This is a genomic window from Paralcaligenes ureilyticus, from assembly GCF_004346225.1.
Classification (GTDB): domain Bacteria; phylum Pseudomonadota; class Gammaproteobacteria; order Burkholderiales; family Burkholderiaceae_B; genus Paralcaligenes; species Paralcaligenes ureilyticus.
Genome location: NZ_SMAJ01000001.1, coordinates 480210 through 500517 on the forward strand (window position 1 = coordinate 480210; position 20308 = coordinate 500517).

General features: G+C 60.1%; 25 protein-coding genes. 18 read left to right on the forward strand and 7 right to left on the reverse strand.

The window, feature by feature from the left end:
- The first annotated feature begins 15 nt into the window (after positions 1 to 15).
- The 6 genes from lptB (at position 16) to EDC26_RS02240 (ending at position 5015) form a co-directional block, all read left to right on the forward strand.
- Positions 16 to 807, forward strand: a complete 792-nt coding sequence (lptB, locus tag EDC26_RS02215) for an LPS export ABC transporter ATP-binding protein (protein WP_132579608.1) — start codon at positions 16 to 18, stop codon at positions 805 to 807.
- A gap of 181 nt (positions 808 to 988) precedes the next feature.
- Positions 989 to 1315, forward strand: coding sequence for a ribosome hibernation-promoting factor, HPF/YfiA family (gene hpf / locus EDC26_RS02220; protein ID WP_132579609.1), 327 nt, complete (start codon positions 989 to 991; stop codon positions 1313 to 1315).
- A gap of 191 nt (positions 1316 to 1506) precedes the next feature.
- Positions 1507 to 1965: a PTS sugar transporter subunit IIA gene (locus tag EDC26_RS02225; protein ID WP_165930874.1), complete on the forward strand. Its 459-nt coding sequence runs from the start codon at positions 1507 to 1509 to the stop codon at positions 1963 to 1965.
- Positions 1966 to 1984: 19 nt separating this feature from the next.
- On the forward strand, positions 1985 to 2914 hold the full coding sequence (hprK, locus tag EDC26_RS02230; protein ID WP_132579610.1) for an HPr(Ser) kinase/phosphatase: 930 nt from the start codon (positions 1985 to 1987) through the stop codon (positions 2912 to 2914).
- 134 nt (positions 2915 to 3048) lie between these two features.
- The gene (gene rapZ / locus EDC26_RS02235; RefSeq protein WP_132579611.1) at positions 3049 to 3921 is read left to right on the forward strand and encodes an RNase adapter RapZ; all 873 of its coding nucleotides are present in this window, start codon (positions 3049 to 3051) and stop codon (positions 3919 to 3921) included.
- Positions 3918 to 5015, forward strand: a complete 1098-nt coding sequence (locus tag EDC26_RS02240) for a septal ring lytic transglycosylase RlpA family protein (protein WP_132579612.1) — start codon at positions 3918 to 3920, stop codon at positions 5013 to 5015. The genes rapZ and EDC26_RS02240 overlap by 4 nt, the downstream gene beginning before the upstream one ends.
- A 32-nt stretch (positions 5016 to 5047) precedes the next feature.
- On the opposite strand, the gene rsmI is transcribed toward EDC26_RS02240, so the two are convergent.
- On the reverse strand, positions 5048 to 5980 hold the full coding sequence (gene rsmI, locus EDC26_RS02245; protein ID WP_132579613.1) for a 16S rRNA (cytidine(1402)-2'-O)-methyltransferase: 933 nt from the start codon (positions 5978 to 5980) through the stop codon (positions 5048 to 5050).
- Between the two features lie 33 nt (positions 5981 to 6013).
- Here rsmI and EDC26_RS02250 point away from each other — a divergent pair, with 33 nt between their 5' ends.
- From EDC26_RS02250 to EDC26_RS02280, 7 genes are all read left to right on the forward strand, one after another.
- Positions 6014 to 6502 (forward strand): YraN family protein, encoded by a 489-nt coding sequence (locus EDC26_RS02250; RefSeq protein WP_132579614.1) that lies wholly within the window; start codon positions 6014 to 6016, stop codon positions 6500 to 6502.
- 63 nt (positions 6503 to 6565) lie between these two features.
- Positions 6566 to 7159, forward strand: coding sequence for a phosphoheptose isomerase (locus EDC26_RS02255; RefSeq protein ID WP_165930875.1), 594 nt, complete (start codon positions 6566 to 6568; stop codon positions 7157 to 7159).
- A complete protein-coding gene (locus tag EDC26_RS02260) occupies positions 7159 to 7869 on the forward strand; it encodes a BON domain-containing protein (RefSeq protein WP_132579615.1) in 711 nt (236 codons plus the stop codon). Before EDC26_RS02255 ends, EDC26_RS02260 begins: the two co-directional genes overlap by 1 nt.
- Entirely contained in the window at positions 7866 to 8360 is a 495-nt protein-coding gene (locus EDC26_RS02265; protein ID WP_132579616.1) for a peroxiredoxin family protein, read from the forward strand. Before EDC26_RS02260 ends, EDC26_RS02265 begins: the two co-directional genes overlap by 4 nt.
- 164 nt (positions 8361 to 8524) lie before the next feature.
- Positions 8525 to 9430, forward strand: coding sequence for an acetylglutamate kinase (argB, locus tag EDC26_RS02270; protein ID WP_132579672.1), 906 nt, complete (start codon positions 8525 to 8527; stop codon positions 9428 to 9430).
- Between the two features lie 21 nt (positions 9431 to 9451).
- A complete protein-coding gene (locus EDC26_RS02275) occupies positions 9452 to 10198 on the forward strand; it encodes a pyrimidine 5'-nucleotidase (RefSeq protein ID WP_132579617.1) in 747 nt (248 codons plus the stop codon).
- A 14-nt stretch (positions 10199 to 10212) separates the two neighbouring features.
- Complete coding sequence (locus EDC26_RS02280; protein WP_132579618.1) at positions 10213 to 10458, forward strand: hypothetical protein; 246 nt, start codon at positions 10213 to 10215, stop codon at positions 10456 to 10458.
- Positions 10459 to 10664: 206 nt separating this feature from the next.
- On the opposite strand, the gene EDC26_RS02285 is transcribed toward EDC26_RS02280, so the two are convergent.
- From EDC26_RS02285 to gpmA, 4 genes are all read right to left on the reverse strand, one after another.
- On the reverse strand, positions 10665 to 11417 hold the full coding sequence (locus tag EDC26_RS02285) for a HesA/MoeB/ThiF family protein (RefSeq protein ID WP_132579619.1): 753 nt from the start codon (positions 11415 to 11417) through the stop codon (positions 10665 to 10667).
- Positions 11417 to 12970, reverse strand: coding sequence for a S41 family peptidase (locus EDC26_RS02290; RefSeq protein ID WP_132579620.1), 1554 nt, complete (start codon positions 12968 to 12970; stop codon positions 11417 to 11419). The genes EDC26_RS02285 and EDC26_RS02290 overlap by 1 nt, the downstream gene beginning before the upstream one ends.
- A gap of 67 nt (positions 12971 to 13037) precedes the next feature.
- Entirely contained in the window at positions 13038 to 14492 is a 1455-nt protein-coding gene (locus EDC26_RS02295; protein ID WP_341802601.1) for a murein hydrolase activator EnvC family protein, read from the reverse strand.
- 1 nt (position 14493) lies between these two features.
- Positions 14494 to 15246, reverse strand: a complete 753-nt coding sequence (gene gpmA / locus EDC26_RS02300) for a 2,3-diphosphoglycerate-dependent phosphoglycerate mutase (RefSeq protein WP_132579621.1) — start codon at positions 15244 to 15246, stop codon at positions 14494 to 14496.
- Between the two features lie 89 nt (positions 15247 to 15335).
- Between gpmA and EDC26_RS02305 the strand changes: the two genes are divergently transcribed.
- The 5 genes from EDC26_RS02305 to EDC26_RS02325 all read left to right on the forward strand — a co-directional run bounded on the left by EDC26_RS02305 (position 15336) and on the right by EDC26_RS02325 (position 18772).
- Complete coding sequence (locus EDC26_RS02305; RefSeq protein ID WP_243700743.1) at positions 15336 to 15749, forward strand: rhodanese-like domain-containing protein; 414 nt, start codon at positions 15336 to 15338, stop codon at positions 15747 to 15749.
- Positions 15750 to 15821: 72 nt separating this feature from the next.
- The gene (grxC, locus tag EDC26_RS02310; protein WP_132579622.1) at positions 15822 to 16079 is read left to right on the forward strand and encodes a glutaredoxin 3; all 258 of its coding nucleotides are present in this window, start codon (positions 15822 to 15824) and stop codon (positions 16077 to 16079) included.
- Between the two features lie 47 nt (positions 16080 to 16126).
- Complete coding sequence (gene secB, locus EDC26_RS02315) at positions 16127 to 16639, forward strand: protein-export chaperone SecB (RefSeq protein WP_132579623.1); 513 nt, start codon at positions 16127 to 16129, stop codon at positions 16637 to 16639.
- A gap of 10 nt (positions 16640 to 16649) precedes the next feature.
- Entirely contained in the window at positions 16650 to 17741 is a 1092-nt protein-coding gene (locus EDC26_RS02320; protein ID WP_132579624.1) for an NAD(P)H-dependent glycerol-3-phosphate dehydrogenase, read from the forward strand.
- Positions 17742 to 17773: 32 nt separating this feature from the next.
- Entirely contained in the window at positions 17774 to 18772 is a 999-nt protein-coding gene (locus tag EDC26_RS02325) for a Bug family tripartite tricarboxylate transporter substrate binding protein (RefSeq protein ID WP_132579625.1), read from the forward strand.
- On the opposite strand, the gene EDC26_RS02330 is transcribed toward EDC26_RS02325, so the two are convergent.
- A complete protein-coding gene (locus EDC26_RS02330; RefSeq protein ID WP_132579626.1) occupies positions 18769 to 19239 on the reverse strand; it encodes a tRNA (cytidine(34)-2'-O)-methyltransferase in 471 nt (156 codons plus the stop codon). The two genes, EDC26_RS02325 and EDC26_RS02330, sit on opposite strands and share 4 nt — an antisense overlap.
- Before the next feature lie 216 nt (positions 19240 to 19455).
- A complete protein-coding gene (locus tag EDC26_RS02335; protein WP_132579627.1) occupies positions 19456 to 20247 on the reverse strand; it encodes a ComF family protein in 792 nt (263 codons plus the stop codon).
- Positions 20248 to 20308: the final 61 nt, after the last annotated feature.

The window sequence follows — 20308 nt, forward strand, 5'->3', positions numbered from 1 at the left end:
CACAATAAGCGAGTTATGTCTTCTTCCCCCCTTCCGGCCAACAGTTCCCCGGCAACAGGAGCCCCGCTGCGCCGCTTGCGCGCCACGGGGTTGCGCAAAACGTACGGCAAAAGAATGGTGGTGCACGACGTGTCCCTGGCCGTCGACAGCGGCGAAGTGGTCGGCTTGCTGGGCCCCAATGGGGCAGGCAAAACCACCAGCTTCTACATGATCGTAGGCATCATCCCCAGCGACGCGGGGCGGATCGAAATCGACGACACCATCATTACCGGCATGCCCATGCACAAGCGGGCCCGCATGGGCCTGTCATATCTGCCGCAGGACGCTTCGGTGTTCCGGCGCCTGACGGTCGAAGAAAACATCAAGGCCGTCCTCGAACTGCAGGTCGAGGAAAATGGCCAGGCAATATCGTCGGCCAGCATCAGCCAGAACCTGGAATCCCTGATCGACGAACTGCAAATTGGCCACATACGCCGCAATATGGCCATTTCCCTTTCAGGCGGCGAACGGCGCCGGGTGGAAATTGCGCGTGCGCTGGCCACACGCCCGCGCTTCATTTTGCTCGACGAACCATTTGCCGGTGTAGACCCCATCGCCGTCATCGAAATCCAGCGCATCGTGCACTTTCTGAAAAGCCGCAATATCGGCGTGCTGATCACCGACCACAATGTGCGCGAAACGCTGGGGATATGCGACCGCGCGTACATCATCAGCGAAGGCAAGGTCCTGACCAACGGCCATCCCAGCGAAATCATCGCCAACGAGGCGGTGCGCAAGGTTTATCTGGGCAAAAATTTCAAGATGTAAAGTTTGCGCCGCGATTCATGGCGGGCTCCCTGGGGGGGCCGAATGAGGCGCGCCCAGGCCGCTTGATTTTGCCCACATAATCTATACACTGGACTTGTTGCCATTTCATTTAAAGGAGATCGATTTATTAAATTACGCGCAAGTCCGCGCATCCATACAAGCTTTTAAAGGAGAGCACCCTATGAACCTGAGCATTAGCGGTCGTCACCTAGAAGTAACCCCTGCCATACGCGAGTATGTTTTAAATAAAATGGCGCGTGTCTCCCGACACTTTGATAACGTCATAGTCACCCAGGTCATGCTCTCGGTAGAGCGCTTGAAGCACACCGCTGAAGTCACCATGAGGGTCCGTGGAAAAGATATCCATTGCGAAGCAAACGACGATAATCTGTACTCCGCCATCGATCTCCTGGCCGACAAAATCGACCGCCAGGTCATAAAATATAAAAGCAAAATTCAGGATCACGCCCACGAGCCGGCCAAACGGCAGGAAGTGCCTGCCGAATAGGCGTCAAGGCCAATGGCACCCACAAGGGGTGCCACTACAAAACCCGGACGCATGATCCGACACACATGCAGCGGCACCCCTTGTGGGTGCCATTCAAATTTTCCAGACGCCATTTACAACAAAACGCCATCCAGAACCCCAATTCCGATCCAGATTGGGGCTTTCATACCTCTACCCATATAATGGGCGGCATGAATCTACTGTCGCGTATCCTGCCTGTGCAAAACATAGTGCTCGATCTGGCTGCAACCAGCAAAAAAAGGGCTTTTGAACAAGCCGGACTGCTTTTCGAGAATCACCATGGAATTGCCCGCACATCGGTCTTTCACAGCCTTATCGCGCGTGAACGCCTGGGCTCAACCGCGTTAGGCCACCAGATTGCCGTACCACACGGCCGGATCAAGGGCCTGAAAGACCCGTGCGCCGCTTTTATCCGGCTGACCAACCCCGTGCATTTCGACGCCAGCGATGGCCGGCTCGCCAATCTGCTGTTTTTCCTGCTGGTGCCCGAAAGCGCCACCCAGCTGCATCTGGATTTATTGGCCGAAATCGCCAGACTGGTGTCCAATGACGCAATACGCCAGTCGCTCGCCACCGAAGCCGACGCACTTATTATTCATCGCTTGCTCACCCAAGAGCCTGCGGGCTAAACACCTCGACGCCATCACCATGCTCACCATTCAAGAACTCGTTAGTGATAATGCCGACAAAATCTCCTTTACCTGGGTAGCCGGATTAGGGGCCGCGCATCGCATGATCTCCGATGCCGGGATGTCGGGCGCCGATCTGGTGGGCCACCTGAACCTGATCCACCCCTCTCGCATTCAGGTTTTCGGCAAGGAAGAACTGTCGTACTACACCCGGTTCGAAATCAAGCGGCGTGTGCATCACCTTGAAGATCTGGTGGCGGGCGGCGTACCCGCCATCCTTATCGCGGCAAACCTGCCCGTGCCCGACGATCTGCGCGAGTTCTGCAACTTGCAGCAGATCCCGCTGCTGACCACATCGATCGACGCCGCGGCGCTCATCGACATGCTACGCATCTACCTAGGTAAACGGCTGGCGCCCAAAACTACCGTGCATGGCGTTTTTATGGACGTGCTGGGTGTGGGCGTGTTGATTACCGGTGAATCGGGTCTGGGGAAAAGCGAGCTTGCCCTGGAGCTCATATCGCGCGGCCACGGGCTCGTCGCCGACGATGCGGTCGAACTATCACGCACCGCCCCCAACATGATTGAAGGCGCCTGCCCGTCGCTGCTGCAAAACCTGCTGGAAGTCCGGGGCCTGGGGCTGCTCGACATACGCACAATTTTTGGCGAAACTTCGGTGCGCCGCAAAATGAAACTCAAGCTGGTGGTGCAGTTGATCCGCTCGACGGCCGACGCGTTCGAACGCTTGCCCGTCCAGGACCAGACCCAGGCGATACTGGGCGTGCAGATACGGCGCGTCATGCTGCAGGTCGCGGCCGGCCGCAATCTGGCCGTACTGGTCGAGGCGGCGGTGCGCAACACCATCCTGGCGCTACGCGGCATTGACACCATGGGCGAATTCATCGAGCGCCAGGCCTTGGCCATTATGGAAAGTAGCCGCAAGGAATAGGAAAGCCCCAGGCAGGCTTTGCCGGGCGTCAAGAAAGATTTACTCTGGCGCAGAACAAGCTGTGTCCTATAGAATAAGGCTAACGGGCCAACGTCGCGGCCAGTCGGCCCTTTGTGGAGCGGGATTTTATAGTCATGCTACGTATCGTCCTCATAACCGGCATTTCGGGCTCGGGCAAATCGGTGGCCTTGCGGCTACTGGAAGACTCCGGTTATACCTGCGTCGATAATCTGCCGGTACGGTTCTTGCATGACTTCATCGCCAGCACACGCGAAGACGGCCTCGAACATGTCGCTGTCGCCATCGATGTGCGCTCTCCCGGCGAACTCGACGAACTGCCTGGTGTCATCACAAGCCTGCGCGCCATGGGCACCGCCTTCAAAGTCATTTTCCTCGATGCCAGCGACCACACGCTGCAGCAACGCTATTCCGAATCGCGCCGACGCCACCCACTGGCCGACAGGCTGCAACGAGGGGGAAAATCCCCGTCGCTGCAAGACTGCATCAATACCGAGCGCGAGATGCTGGGCCCATTGCGCGACCAGGAACACGTTATCGATACCTCGGACCTGACTCCCGGGCAGTTGCGCACCTGGGTGCGCGACCTGGTGCAGGCCGACCGCGCCGCCGTCATCCTGACCTTCGAATCCTTTGCCTACAAGCGTGGGGTGCCGGGCGACGCCGACCTGGTCTTCGACGTGCGCTGCCTGCCTAACCCGCACTACGATCGAACGCTGCGGCCGCTAACGGGCCGCGACGAGCCCGTGGCCAAATGGCTGGGCCAGTTCGGCAGCGTTCAAACCATGATCGACGATATCGCGGGATTCATCCGCCGCTGGCTTCCGTTATACATGCAAGACACCCGCAACTACCTGACCATCGCCATAGGTTGCACAGGAGGACAGCACCGTTCCGTCTATGTGGTCGAGCAACTCGCCCGGCAATTTTCCGATCACGCTCCACTTTTGGTGCGGCATCGCAATCAGCCGCCTGAAAATATCCCATGACGCCCTTGCGCTCGTTCGCCGCCGCCCTGACGCTGATCAGCCTGGTTATTCTGGCAGGCTGCTCCACCACCCGCCGCGGAGGCGGTTACTACAAGGACGACGGCCCGGGCGCCCATCCACCCTCCAATATCGACGCCATCCCCGACGCGGTACCGCGCATTGAAACCCACTCGCGCGCCACCAGCCGGCCCTACACCGTGTTCGGCAAAAATTATGTGCCGCTATCGTCGGATCGCCCCTTCCGGCAGCAAGGCATCGCCTCGTGGTACGGCAAGAAATTCCACGGCGCGAAAACCTCCAACGGTGAAATCTACGATATGTACGCCATGACGGCCGCTCACCCGATTTTGCCGATTCCCAGCTACGCGCGCGTCACGCGGGTGGGAACCGGAAAGTCGATTATTGTGCGCATCAACGACCGCGGACCCTTCCACAGCAGCCGAATCATGGATCTGTCTTATGTGGCTGCCGCAAAGCTGGGCATTATCGGCCCCGGCAGCGGCGAGGTGATCGTCGACGCGATCACCAATCAGGACATCGCTCAAGGGCAAACCCACCTGGACGACATTGCCCTGGCAACAGGCGGCAGGGTACAACCCACGACAGCTGCGCCCGTTGCGGTTGCGACGGCCGAATCCAGGCCTGTGGCCATCGAGCCCGCGCCTGTCGCCAGGGAGCAGCCCAGATTCGATAGCCGCAGCGAACCCGCGTCGGCCTCTGAACCCACGCCCAACGTCATGCTGGCGCTGCAGAGCCCATCGGCCGCCGAGGATCAAACACAGGAAGAAACGGAGCCGGCCACGCGTGCGCAGGATGTTGATATGGCACCCACGAGGGGTGCCGCTACCATGGCCGCGAGCAATCAGATCTACCTGCAATTCGGCGCTTTCAGCGGCCCGGAAAACGCCCGGCACATGGCCAGCAAACTTAATGAGCAAATCGGCCAGATAGAAAGCCGGCCGGCCCAGGTTCTGACAGAAAGCCATCTGTATCGCGTGCAAATCGGCCCCTACCCCAGCCGCACAGCGGCCGTCAATGCGGCGGTGCGCATCCAGCAGCAAACCGGAGCAGCCTCCACCGTGGCGGTACGTTGAGGCGGCGTGGATGGCAGCCACAAGGGCTGCCGCTACAGGGCTTGCGCCCGCAAAAGCGCTTGCGCGTAGAGAACGTCGCGCGGCAGGCCGCTCACCTTGGCCGCTACGCGCGCCGCATCGCGCACGCTTAGCGATTCCAGCAGCGCATCGAGCAATTTCAGCGTTTCGGCGCCTATGGCCTGGGCCTCCGGTTCCGCGGGCGCCTGATGAACAATCAACACGAATTCGCCCTGGCTGCGATGAGCATCTTCGGCCAGCCATGCGGCCACCTCGCCCAGGGGCCGCGTCACGACCTGTTCAAAACGCTTGGTCAGTTCGCGTGCCAGCGTCAGCAAACGGTCCGGGCCGCATACTTTGACTAAATCCCTAATGGCGGCATCCAGCCGATGGGGGGACTCGAACATCACGATCGGCGCGGCAATGGCACACCAGCCCGCGAGCCACTTCTGCCGCGCCGTCGCCTTGGGCGGCATGAATCCGGCGAACACAAAAGCCGGGTTCTCATCGGAGGTTGCACCGCTGGCCATCAATGCCGCAATGACCGCGCTCGCACCGGGGACGGCTACAACGCCATAGCCGGCTTCGCGCACCGCGCGCACGATCCGCGCACCCGGATCGCTGACCGCCGGCGCCCCGGCGTCGGAAATCAGCCCCACGCGCTGGCCCTGAGCCAGACGTGCGACGATCGACTCGGCCGCGCTGGCCTCGTTATGGCGATGCGCCGCCATCAGCGGCGTGGCCACCCCCCAGGCATCGAGCAAAGGCCGGCTGGCGCGGGTATCTTCGGCCGCGATGACATCGCAGCGCGCCAAGGCCTGCCAGGCTCGCAGGCCGAGGTCGCCCAAATTGCCAATCGGGGTGGCCACCACATACAAAGTCGCCACAGGCCAGTCCTGCCCGCCGACGCGCTCAATGAGACGATTCCATGTCGCTTGGGAATCCACATAATCAGGCGTTTCACTCATACTAGACATAAACCTCAAACAGGACCTCGACGCATGCCCGGCGAAGATCAAATTATCCAGGAACTGGCGCAAATCGCACAGAAAACCGCGGTGAAGCGCCGCCGCAGGCGCCTGGCTCGCTCCAGAGTCACACACGCTGACGCCACGCTCATCGCGCTATCGCCCACCCAGCGCGTCGGACAACATGCCGAACAACAGGCCAAAGAGCTGCTCGAAGCCGCCGGCGTTCTGATCGTAGGGCAAAACCTGCGCTGCAAGGCCGGCGAAATCGACCTGATCGGCCTGGACAGGACGGTGCTGGTTTTCGTCGAAGTCCGGCACCGGCACGATTCACGCCACGGGGGCGCCGCCGCCAGTGTAAACCGCAGCAAGCAGCAACGCCTGATCCGCAGCGCCCATTATTTCCTGCCCGCGCTTGGCCGCCGGTACTTCGGCGGAGCCGCTCCCGTCTGCCGCTTCGATGTCGTCACAGTGGAACCTCATGGCATAAACTGGATCAAACAGGCATTTACGATAGACTGAAAGCAATATGAGCCGTTACGTCCGATGACATTATTTTCAATCGAACATGAGATAATACCGGCTATGGATATGACATCACGCATGACCTCGCATTTCGACGATGCCATCGATACGGTGAAGGCCAGTTCCAAAGCGCTTGCGGGCCCCCTGGCCGCCGGGGTCGACCTGCTGTTTGGCGCCGTAACCGGAAACGGCAAAATCCTTGCCTGCGGCAATGGCGGCTCGGCGGCCGACGCCCAGCACTTCATCGCCGAACTGGTGGGCCGTTTCGAACGCGACCGCCTGCCGCTGGCCGGTGTCGCCCTCAATACAGATACCTCGATCCTTACAGCCGTGGGCAACGACTACGGTTTTGACGCCATCTTCGAACGCCAGGTAAGCGCTCTGGGCCAGTCCGGCGACGTTCTTGTAGCCATCTCCAGCAGCGGCAATTCGCCCAACATTCTGCGCGCCATCGAAGCCGCCCACGAGCGCGACATGCCGGTTCTGGCGCTTACCGGCAAGGGCGGGGGCAATATCAGCGCGCTGCTCTACGAAACCGACATTCACTTATGCGTCCCGCACGAGCGCACCATGCGCATTCAGGAAGTCCACATCCTGCTCCTGCATGCCTTGTGTGACGGTATTGACGCCTTGCTACTGGGAGACACTCTCTAATGCCTACCTTCACACGACGCACCCGTTCGCTTTTAGTGGCCTCGCTGGCCGCCGCCACCCTTTGCACCCTGCCGGGCTGCGGCGTTCTGTTCGTCGGAGGGGCGGCGACCGGCGCCGCGGTGGCCAGCGACCGACGCACAACGGGCCAACAGGTCGAAGACAAAACCATCGAACTGAAATCCGCCAACGAAATGCGCAAACTGGTGGGTGACAAGGGGCGCGTCAACTCCACTTGTTACGGAGGCCTTTTGCTGCTGACCGGAGACGTACCTACCGACGCCATGAAACGGCAAGCCGAAGAAGCAGCGGGCCACGTCGAAAAAGTTAAAAAGGTCGTCAACGAAATACGAGTAGGCGACATCACGCCGCTTGGCGTGCGCACCAACGATACCTGGCTTACCTCCAAGGTCGTGGCCTCCCTGATCGACGCCAAAGGCGTCCCGACCCGCACCATTTCAGTCACGACCGAACGCGGTGTGGTGTATCTGCTGGGCAAAGTCACCCAGGATGAAGGCGACAGGGCCGCCATCGTCGCCTCGGGTGTAAGCGGCGTCAATAAAGTAGTAAAATTATTCGAGATTGTCTCGCCCGAGAGCCTGCTGCAACGGCAAACGCCCGCCCCCGTCCAGGACAATGCGGCAGCTCCCAGTTCAACCGCAGCGCCCGGCCCTAGCACTTCCGGCGGCGCCCAAGCGATGCCTATCAAATGAAAAAAATTCTGATCACTCTGTTCGCGCTCACCGCTCTGGTGGGTGTCGGTGTGTGGCAATTTGCGGGCGCGGCCAAGACCGCCCCCGATGTCACGTTCGTCTCGCTTACCGGGCAAAAAATCACCCCCGCCGATCTGCGCGGCAAGGTCGTACTGGTCAAATTCTGGGCCACCAGCTGCGTTACCTGCATCCAGCAGATGCCCGACATGATCAAAACCTACGACGCGCTCGCCCCCAAGGGCTTTGAGGCCATTGCCGTGGCCATGCAATACGACCCGCCCAACTATGTCCAGAACTACGCCCAAACCCGCAAGCTGCCGTTCCCGGTCGCCATCGATGCGCAAGGCCAGATTGCCAAAGCCTATGGCAACATCAGCCTGACCCCAACCGCCTTCCTCATCGACAAGCAGGGGCACATCATCAAACGTTATCTGGGCAACTACGATAAGGTCGCGTTCATGAACACGGTCAAAAAAGCACTGGCCGGCTGATTGCGACGCGCCGCCGCCCCCAACCCGAGACCGGCTAATCGCCTCTCGGGTTTTTTACAAACCCAACACCACTCAAATACCCGGCCCGCCCCCGGCGGACTACAATGACGCTCGAACGTGGGCAAGCTTTGCCTGAAGACATCAACCCCTTTTCCTTCGCCGCCATGAACACTCCGTCTTCTCCCGAAATATCGTCGCACACGTCAACAGTCAAGGCCGATGTCCTATCGGAAGCCTTGCCCTACATTCGCCGCTTCCATGGCAAAACCGTCGTCATCAAATACGGCGGCAACGCCATGACCGAAGATCAACTGCAGCACAGCTTCGCACACGACGTGGTCCTGCTCAAGCTGGTGGGGCTCAACCCCGTCGTCGTGCATGGCGGCGGCCCGCAGATCAACAGCGCGCTCAAGCGCATAGGCAAGGAAGGCACCTTCATCCAGGGCATGCGCGTCACCGACGCCGAAACCATGGAAGTGGTCGAATGGGTGCTGGGCGGACAGGTGCAGCAAGACATCGTGATGATGATCAATGAAGCGGGCGGCAAGGCCGTCGGGCTAACCGGCAAAGATGGCTGTCTGATCCAGGCCAAAAAGAAAATGCTGGCCGACAAGGACCGTCCCGGCCAGTGGCTCGACATCGGTTACGTGGGCGACATCACTCGTATCGAACCGGCGGTGGTCAAGGCATTGCAAGACGATCAATTCATTCCCGTCATCTCTTCAATAGGCTACGGCGAAGACGGCACGGCCTACAACATCAATGCCGATATCGTTGCAGGCAAGATGGCAGAAGTGCTGGGGGCCGAAAAGCTGGTCATGATGACCAACACCCCAGGAGTGCTGGACAAAAACGGCAACTTGTTGCGCAGCCTGTCGGCCCAGACCATAGACGAACTGTTCGAAGACGGTACCATCTCCGGCGGCATGCTGCCAAAAATATCATCGGCGCTCGACGCCGCGCGCAACGGCGTCACATCCGTCCACATCGTCGACGGCCGCGTACCCCACTGCCTGTTGCTCGAAATACTGACCGATCAAGGTGTGGGAACCATGATCAGTTCGCACTAATTGCGTTCCGACCCCAATGAAATGCGGGCTCTGCAGGCTCCGATAACCCCCCAGCATCCGCGCGCCGGCGGCCGCCGGCGATCAGCAGCCGATGAAACCATCTGGCTGTTCGACCTGGACAATACGCTGCACGATTCGTCGCGAGCCATCTTCACGGCCATCAACCACAGCATGACGGCCGCCGTCATGCAAAGCCTGAACCTCGATCTGGACGCCGCAACACAGCTGCGCACGCGCTACTGGAGGCAATACGGGGCCACCGTTATCGGCATGGTGCGCCACCACGGAGTCGACGCCGAAACCTTTCTGAACCTCAGTCACGGATTCGAGATTGCACCGCTGGTGCATTCCGAACACGGCCTCGCCGCCAAACTGCGGCGCCTCCCCGGGCGAAAGATACTACTCACCAACGCGCCGCGCAAATATGCGCGTGAAGTATTGAAAACGCTGGGGATCCTCCATCAGTTCGACGGCATGTGGTCGATCAACCATATGCGGCTGCAAGGCCGGATCAAACCCAAACCCTCGCCCTCGCTCATGAAGCAAGTGCTGGCGCGCCTGGGCGCTTCCGCTGCGCGGGTTGTGCTGGTCGAAGACACACTGAAAAACCTGAAGACCGCACGCCAGGTCGGCATGAGAACCGTCCACGTCTTTCATCCCGGCACGCCCTTTTCAGGCAAACACCGCGGACGCGACAGCTACGTGGGCCTGCGAGTCAATTCCGTCGGAGACCTGCTGCTAGGCCGCCGGCCTGTGCGAGGTTCCTGAGGAAGGGCTTTGGCGTGGCTAACGTAGCGGCAGCCCTTGTGGCTGCCAAAATCGTCGATAAGCGAGGCTGTAGTTATAAAAATATAAAACGCCATGCCACCCACAAGGGGTGGCGCTACATGGGCGACGATTGCGCCAATATTCACCAATCGAGCGTCGTGGGCGGTCAAGGTGGGGCGGGCGATTCGGGCGCGCCGCGCGCAGGGCCGGATTCGGGGATCCAAGGCGTGCGCTGTTTGCTGTGGGACGCTTGCGAATAGCCCAGTGGGCTATTCGCCCCACGAGTTCGCACGCCGCCCCGAATCCGGTCCTGCGCGCGGGAAGTTCTGGCGCAGCCAGAACCGTGACCGTCAGAGCCCGACCCGCCTTGACCGGCCACGATGCGGGGCTAGAAGGTTTTAAGCGGCATAGGACGGTATATCAAAAGAATGCCATCTGCAGCGAATGCCACCCACAAGGGGTGGCGCTACGGCCGGGTGCCGCACACCAAACACGCCGGATCGCGCCGGAATTTCACCTCGCTCCATTGCATGCTGCGTGCGTCCAGGCACAACAAACGCCCGACCAAAGGGCTGCCCACCCCCGTCAGAACCTTGATCGCCTCCACCGCCTGCATACTGCCGATAATCCCCACCAGAGGCGCCAAAACGCCCGTCGTCGCGCAGCTCAGCTCAGAGGCGCCATCGCGCTCCGGGAACAAACAGTGATAACACGGCGCATTCGCATCGCGCGGATCGAACACACTGATCTGCCCATCAAAACGGATAGCCGCCCCCGACACCAGCGGCTTGCCATGCGCGACACAAGCACGATTAATGGCATGCCGCGTAACAAAATTATCGGTGCAATCCAGCACCAGATCGACCTGGGCGACAAGATCATGCAGTTGCTCATCGGCAAGCCTTATCACGCACGCCTGAACCTGCACCTCAGGATTGAGCTCTGCCAGCATCTGCCGACCCGACTCCGCCTTGGGCCACCCCAAACGAGCCGTCGTGTGCAAAATCTGGCGCTGCAAATTACTGAGCTCGACCACATCATCATCGGCCAGAATAATTTTCCCGACCCCGGCCGACGCCAGATAAAACGCCGCGGGCGAACCCAGACCCCCGGCACCCACAATCAGCACGCGTGACCCCAGCAGCCGTTCCTGGCCTTCAATACCCAGCTCGTCGAGCAGAATATGACGGGCATAGCGCAACAGCTGCGGGTCGTCCATTAATGGACCTCGATGACCCCATTGGGAGTGATTCTGAAGCGCTCGACCTTCTGCGCCGAAGGCTTCGGAGGCCGCGCCGCGGGGGCGCGAACACCCCCTTGCGGTTTCACTTCAGTTTTTTTTTCAGCCGCAGCAGGTTTGCCTGCCGTGCCCGTTTTCTCGACTGGCTTGACACTATCGACCGAGGCGCCCGGCTTCTTGGATGCGGTCAGGACCAGGCCCGGCTCGATCCTGTTAACCTTGCGGCCCTCCAGATAATTAACCGCCTGGCGCAACTGGAAGTCGTCCGTGCCGCCGAACTCGAACATCTTGGGCTCGACCTTGGACTTGTCCGCGGCTTTTTCCTCGTCGGCGCTTTCGTTGCTGACCGCGCTATTGAGCAAATGATGTTTCAGATCGACTTCGCGCGGCAAGCGGAACAAATTGCCCTGGGGAGTATCGTCTACCGTGATGTCGGGCTCGACACCGGTCACCTGGATCGAGCGGCCGCTTGGGGTGTAATAACGCGCGGTCGTCAGCTTGATGCCGGTATCTTCGCTAAGCGGCAGCACACTTTGCACCGAACCCTTGCCGAAAGTGCGGTTGCCGATAACTTTGGCGCGCTTGTGGTCCTGCAACGCACCCGCCACAATCTCGGAGGCCGATGCGGAACCTATATTGGCCAACACGACCATGCGCACTTTTTTGGTCCAGGCAGGAAGAGAGGAGACGCCATCGGCCGATTTGGCGAAATATTGATGATTGGACGAAGGTACGCGGCCTTTGGTGGACACCACTAAATCGTTGGGTTTGATGAAAGCCGAAGAAACGCCGATGGCGCTATCGAGCAAACCGCCCGGATCATTGCGCAAATCGAGCACCAGACCCCTGGGTGCGCCTTTTTCGCCCAACGCGCGCAATTGCTTGACCAGATCGGCGACCGTGGTTTCCTGGAATTGCGAAATGCGCACAAAGGCAATATTGTCGGGCAGCATCTTGCTGCGCACGCTGCGTACCTTGATCAGATCGCGCACGATCGTAAATTTAAGAGGCTTGTCTTTGCCCTCGCGCTTGACCGTCAGCTCGATCGAGGTCTTGGGCTCGCCGCGCATGAGCTTGATCGCGTCGTTCAGCGTCATGCCCTTGGTGGGCTTGCCATTGATTTCCGTAATCAGGTCGCCTGCCAGTATCCCGGCGCGCGCCGCGGGCGTATCTTCGATGGGAGCGATGACCTTGGGCATGCCGTCTTCACTGCCGATCTCAATACCCAGCCCGCCAAAACCGCCCTGGGTAATTTGCTCCATTTCCTTGAAAGCGTCAGGATCAAGATAGGCCGAGTGCGGATCAAGGTCGGAAAACATGCCCTTGATGGCATCGTTGATCAGCACTTTATCGGACATAGGCTCGATATAGCTGCTTTTTATCGCGGAAAACACGTTCGCAAACTGCTGCAATTCTTGAAGCGGAAGCGGCTGATTACGCTGCGCCACCGCAGAAATGCCCAAGCTAAGCAGAACGCCGCCTGCCAAACCCAAACCTACCAAACCAAAGTTGCCAAACCTGCGAGCGCCCATGCACGTTCCCGGATAAATTTTTAAGATCGTCGATCAGCCGACCAACGCAAGGCAAATAGTACCTAAATTAATGGCCCAACCAAAGCAGAGGATTCACCGGCGTGCCCTGATGCCGAATCTCGAAGTATAGACCGGACTCCACTTGTCCGCCGGTGGCTCCCACCGTAGCAATGGTATCCCCCGCGTGAACAATATCGCCCACCCGCTTCAGGAGGCTCTGGTTATAGGCGTAAATACTAAGATACTTGTCGCCATGATCAACAATCATAATATTGCCGAAACCGCTTAGCCAGTTGGCATATACAACGCGCCCGTCCGCAACGACATGCACCGGCGTGCCGGCAGCGGCTCGCAGCACAATGCCGCGCCAAAGCCCGCCATCGGGGCGCCCCATACCAAAACGACCCTGCACCTCGCCCTGAACCGGGTAGCGCAGGCCTTTTTTCAGACCGCTGCCCGCAGGCCCCACCTGTGCCGCGGGCGCCTGTGCGGCGGGCGCAGGTTTGGCCTTGTCGGCTTCGCGGGCCGCCTGCTCGGCCGCACGCGCCTGAGCCCGTGCCCGTTCGACCTGCTCGCGAGCCTTCTTCGCGTCCAGCTCATCCTGTTTGTTTTGCGCCTGCTCCTGGGCTTGCTGCGCCGCAATCTGCGCCTGACGGGCCGCTTCTTGCTTGCGCTGAATTTCGCGCTTGCGCTCCAGCGCCTCGCGGCGAGCCTCCTGGGCACGGCGCTCCGCCTCGGCGCGCCGTTGCTCCTGGGCGAGGCGCTCTGCTTCCCGCTGCTGAGCAATGGCGGCATCCAGGCCGGTGATCAGCTTGCCCAGACGCTGGTCGTTGTGCTCCAGGGTTTGCGCTTGACTCCGCTGCACTTTTAACTGCGATTCGATCTTGGACAAAACCTGCTGGCGTTCCTGCTTTTGCTCTTCGAGCGACTTTTTCTGAGTCTGCACCTCATGCGCGACCGCCTCAAGCTCCTTATTGCGAGCTTCGGACCGGGCTTGCAACTGCGCCAACTGATTAATGGCGTTGCGTATCGCCTTGACGGTTTTCGTCCGGGCCTCGGAGATATATCCCAGATAGCCCAGCTCACGCCCTATCACTTGCGGATCGTCGCCCGACAGCAGTGCAGTCCAGGGCGACAGGCCGCTCGCGTACTGGGCTCTTAGCTGATCGGCGAGCTCGCTCTGGCGTTGCGCCAATTGTTGCTTTTGCTCGACCGTTTCACCGGCAATATCGGCCAGATCGGCCTGAGCATCGTGCTTTTGACGCGCCAATTCATCCAGGCGCCGGTCGATGGACGAAATGGCCGATTCGGATGTTTTCAGCTCATCGGCCGCATCGCGCCGCGACGACTCCTGGCTATCGATTTCTTTTTGCACTCGGGCAATGCGCGACTGCAGCTCGGCCTGCTGCTTGCGGGCCTGCGCCTGCCGGGCAGCAAGCGCCGCCGCCGAGTCCGCGGCACATACCGCAGCCGACCAGCTCGCGCATAAAGTCAGCAAGGCCGCGCCAAGCAAACGCCGCATGCTAATTCTTTTTCGCTTTGCCCTGGGCAGCCACTGCGGCCATGGCCGCTTCTATTTCAGCGGGATCTCCCAGATAGTAATGGCGGATTGGGCGCAGTTCGTCGTCCAGCTCGTAGACCAGCGGCTGGCCTGTCGGGATGTTCATATGCACGATATCGTCGTCGGAGACGCCGTCCAGATGTTTGACCAAGGCCCGCAGACTATTGCCATGAGCCGACACCAGGACGCGGCGCCCGGCGCGAATCGCCGGCGCAATCGATTCGTTCCAAAAGGGAATTACACGCTCTACCGTGTCTTTCAGACATTCGGTGTCGGGCAGCTTATCGGCGGCAATTTTGGCATAGCGGCGATCGAAACGGGGGTGGCGCGGATCGTCGTGGGCCAGCGGATCGGGGGCAATCGCATACGCGCGGCGCCATATCAATACCTGCTCGTCGCCAAATTTGGCGGCCGTTTCGGCCTTGTTCAAGCCCTGCAAGGCTCCATAGTGGCGTTCATTCAAGCGCCAGCTAAGGCCAATCGGCGTATACATGGCGTCCATGGCATCAAGCACGATCCAAAGCGTACGTATGGCGCGCTTGAGCAGTGAAGAATAGGCCAGGTCAAACTCGAAGCCATTGCGTTTAAGCAGCTCGCCGGCCTGCCAGGCCTGGCCGCGCCCGGTTTCGGTCAAATCCACATCGGTCCAGCCGGTGAATCGGTTATCAAGATTCCACTGGCTTTCGCCGTGACGCATGAGCACAAGTTTATGCATGGTAAAAACCGCCTAAAAGATGAATTATCTTCTCCATTTTATAATTGTCTTGTTCGACTCTTATTCCAAGAGTCAATTCGGGATTCATCGTGGACTTTCTTTTAAGCCAAAACAATCTATATATTTTGATCATTGCCCTGGTCTCGGGGGGTATGTTGTTGTGGCCCAACCTGCGTAAAAGCCACGGCAGCAGCGGGGTCAGCGTGCCCGAGGCCGTGCAGTTGGCCAACCAGAAGCAGGCTGTCTTCATCGACGTTCGAAGCGCCGAACAGTTTAAAACAGGCAGCATCCCGCAGGCCCGCAATTTGCCGGCGGCCGATATCCAGGAAAAGCTCGCGTCCCTGCCCAAAAACAAACCCATTATCGTGGTGTGCGATCAGGGCCGCGATTCGGCACGCGTGGCTGCCACCTTGCGCAAGCAAGGCATGGCCGATGTTTTCAGCCTGGACGGCGGCGTGCGCAACTGGGCCAGCGGCGGCCTGCCCTTAAGCAAAAAAGCCTGAGAATCCGCTTTCGCCGTGGCACCCACAAGGGGTGCCGCTACATTCAACAAGACTGCTACCTAACGCAATATTATGTCAACTGTAACCATGTACTGCACCGCCGTGTGCCCATATTGCTCTCGCGCCGAAATGCTGCTCAAGCAACGCGGCGTCGCCGACATCCACAAAATCCGTATCGATCAAGACCCGGCCCAGCGTGTAGCCATGATGGAACGCACAGGTCGACGCACGGTGCCTCAAATCTACATTAACGACACTCACGTCGGTGGGTTCGATGACCTGTGGGCGCTGGACCGCGCCCAGGGTCTGCTTCCCCTGCTCAACTCCTGACTCCATTTTTAAATCAATCACCCACATTCTTTTTTTTTGGAAATCTCATGGCCGATCAAGACCAAAACGCGCAGCAAAACAGCCAAGACCCGAGCTTTAGCCTGCAACGCACTTACATCAAGGACCTGTCGCTGGAAATGCCCAATGCTCCGCAGATTTTTCTCGAGCAGGAAGGCCCCAGCGTCGAGGTGTCCATCAACGTAAGCGGCCAGCAACTGGCCGAAACCGTCTACGAGTGTTCCGTCACCGCCACCGTCACCACACGCATTACAGACAAAGTGCTGTACCTGGTCGAGGCCACGCAGTCAGGCATTTTCGAGGCCGCCAACATTCCTGCCGAACAACTCGAGCCATTGCTGGGCATCGTGTGCCCCACCATGCTCTACCCCTATTTGCGCGCCAATGTCGCCGACGCCATCAACCGCACCTCGTTGCCTCCCCTGCACCTGGCCGAGGTCAATTTCCAAAGCCTGTACGAGCAACGCACGGCGCAGGCGGCGCAAGAAAAGGGCGAACAAGACTCCGGACTCGTTCTCCCGCCTGGCGTCACCCGCCAGTAAACCCTGCGCCATGACCGCGCCAACCCGCATTCCTGTAACCGTACTCGGCGCGGGAAGCTGGGGCACGGCGCTGGCCGCATTGGCATGTGCTCGTGCCGACACTCTGCTGTGGGCGCGCGATGCGGCGCTGGCGCGCCACATTGGCGAGCAACGCCAGAATCCCCGCTATCTGCCCGATCTGGCGCTGCCCGACTCGTTGTCATGCACCAATAATTTCGATCGGGCAGTGGCCCATGCCTGCAGCGGCACGGGCCTGATCATCCTGGGCGTTCCAGTGGCCGGCCTGGCTCAAACCTGCGCACGCCTGACCGCAAGCCTGGCACAACAAGCCGGCGCACAGCCGGACGGCCGCACTGCGCGGCGCCTGGCCGTTGTCTGGACCTGCAAAGGCTTTCAGCACGAAACCGGACAACTACCGCATCAAATCGCGCAGGCCGCCCTGCCGGACGAACACTCAACCTCAGGCGCGTCATCGTGGCAAATAGGAGTGGGAGTGCTGTCGGGGCCTTCGTTCGCACGCGAAGTCACGCAAGGCTTGCCGGTGGCGCTTACGATCGCCAGTCATCAGGCCTGGGTCGCCGATGCGTGCATTGCCGCCTTGCATGGCGGCAATGCACGCATCTACACCAGCGACGATATCATTGGCGTCGAGGTGGGCGGCGCGCTCAAGAACATCATGGCCATCGCATGCGGGATCGGCGACGGCCTGGGCCTGGGCACCAACGCCCGAGCCGCCCTGATCACACGCGGCCTGGCCGAAATGCAGCGCTTGGGAATCGCGCTCGGTGGGCATGCCGATACCTTTGCCGGCCTCACCGGCCTGGGCGATCTGGTTCTTTCCGCCACCGGAGAACTATCGCGCAATCGCCAGGTAGGCGTGGCCCTGGGGCAAGGCCAGGCGCTCGACCGCATCCTGGAGAGCGGCATGACGGCCGAAGGCGTGCGCTGCGCTCGCGCGGCCCGAGCCCTGGGCCACAGTCACGGCATCGACCTGCCCATCACCGAGGCGGTGTGCGCAGTATTATTTGACGGCGTCGCTCCCAAACAGGCCGTTTCCCGCCTGCTGGCCCGCGAAGCCCGGGCCGAAACACCAGAGTCCTGAAACCTGTTTTCGCTTCCAACCAAGGAATTTTCATGTCCCCATTTTCTTCTGCTCACCGAGTCCTGTCCGGCGCAGCCCTGGGTATTGCAGCCAGCGCAACTCTAGCCTTTGCCGCACCGGCCGCAGCTGGGCCCTGGCCCGACCACGCCATCCAGATGGTGGTTCCCTTTCCGGCCGGCTCCTCCCCCGACACCCTGGCGCGCATGATTGCCGACCCGCTGTCCAAAAAGCTGGCGCAGCCCGTTATCGTTGAAAACAAGCCTGGCGCCGGCGGCAATATCGGCACCCGTTACGCCAGCAAGGCCAAGCCTGATGGCTATACGATCCTGATGACCATCAACGGCCCCATGGTTACCGCCCCCGCGCTATACAAAAACCTGGGCTACACGCCCGATACCGACCTTGCACCCATTACGCTGGTGGGCACCAGCCCCAATGTACTGGTGGTGCCTAATGACTCCCCAGCCAAAAGCGTCCAGGAATTCGTCGCCCTGGCCAAAGCCAAGCCCGGTGCCCTGAACTACGGCACCGTAGGGCCGGGCAGCTCGTCTCATCTGGGCATGGCCATGCTGGAACACCAGGCCGGTATCAGCCTGCAACAAATCCCCTATACCGGTTTCCCGCAAATCATCACTTCCATTATCAGCGGCGATATCCAGGCCGGGTTCATGGTGCCGGGCATCGCCATGCCGCAAGTCAATGCCCACAAAGCGCGGGCGTTGGCCATTACCAGTCTGGAACCCAGCAAATTGTTGCCTGGCTTGCCCACCATGACCTCGCAAGGCTACCCTGGATTCGAGTCCATTTCATGGGACGCCATGTATGCGCCGGCCGGCACGCCCGCCGACATACTGGAGCTTTTGAATCAGGCCATTACCCAAATCCTCGGCCAGCCCGATATCGAGCGGAAAATGGCCGCGCTGTATTTCACGCCTGCTCCGTCAACGCCAGAACAGCTTCGCGAACTGGTGCACAAAGAAACCGGCCGCTGGGGCGCGGTCATTCAGAGACTGCATCTATCGCTGGATTAGACGCTGCCTGCGTAACCCGCCTGCCGCCACGCTTCGTAAACCGTGACGGCCACCGCGTTGGATAAATTCAGGCTGCGCTGGGCCGGCATCATAGGCAGCCGCAGCCGCTGCTCAGGTACAAACAAGGCCATCTCGTCGGCCGACAAGCCGGCGGTCTCGCGCCCGAATACAAAAACGTCCCCGGCCTGGAATTCGCACTGACCCAGCTTGCGGCGGGCTTTGGTGGTCATGGCGAAGCAGCGCTGGGCGGGGGCGCCCGCCTGCGCCAACGCCAGCGGCAAGGTGTCGTGCACCAGCATCGTGGCCCATTCATGATAATCGAGCCCGGCCCGTTTCAATTTCTTATCGTCAAGATCGAAACCCAAAGGGCGCACCAGATGCAAATGCGCGCCGGTATTGGCCGCCAGCCGGATCACATTCCCCGTATTGGGAGGAATTTCCGGGGCCACCAAAATAATGTGAAACATGTTTCCTTACCTATAATTCCATTTAAATCAATTGCGGGTTGATTAACCTGGCACCCACAAGGGGTGCCACTACAACAACGTACTGATTGCTCAATTTCGTTGAAATGGCATCCACAAGGGACTCCTCTACAAAAACGTACCTGCAGCGGGTGTAGCGGCAGCCCTTGTGGCTGCCATCAACACAACCAAATACGACCAGCGAAGCCGACGCACGGCTTATTTGGAAACGGAATAAGGCGTGCGCGCCGCCACCAGACCGACCACATAGCTCGCGCCCGCGGCCTTGAACTCACGTGCAATGCTATTAAGCGTACTGCCTGTGGTGAGGACATCGTCGACGATGGCAACGGACGCATTCTCCACCCGTTCCGGACAACTGTACAAATGCGCCACGCTACGCATCCGTTCTGCCCGGGACTGACCCGTTTGCCCCACCCCATCACGGACGCGCCACAACAGTTCCGGGCGCAGAGCATAGGGCAGACGATGAGCCAAACCGCGAGCCAACTCGGCAGCCGGATTAAAACCACGCCGCCGCAACGCGACACGGCTTGCAGGCACCGGAACCATGATTGTATGCTGCGGCAGCGCCGGGCTTCGAGCCAAGACGGCTCGCGCCAGCATATCGGCCAATACCCGGGCGTGTGAAAAACGATGGGCTTGCTTGAACTGCTGGATCAGCAAGTCTGCGGGCGCCGCGTAGTCGAACGCGGCAATCACCTGATCAAAAGCCGGTGCGCGGGCACTGCAATCCGGGCACGTGGGCTGCGTCAGTGCCAGAGCGCATAAGGGACAGCGAATTACGGAGCCCGCCATAGTCCGCGTCACGTCGATACGGCAGGCATCGCACAAGGGTTGCCCACGCGCAGCACCCCCGCATAACGCGCAATCGGCTGGCACCCGGTCCAAGATGCGTTCCCAGCCATGGCGAACCAGACGGCCCGCACCAGACACCCGGGCGAGGGCCCGATCGAGGGTCGATTCGCGCGGAAAAGAAGGATAAGCCATAATAGTGTGTCCACCGGAACAGTGCTGCACAGCCTGCCTCCTTCATCTAAACACGAATCCC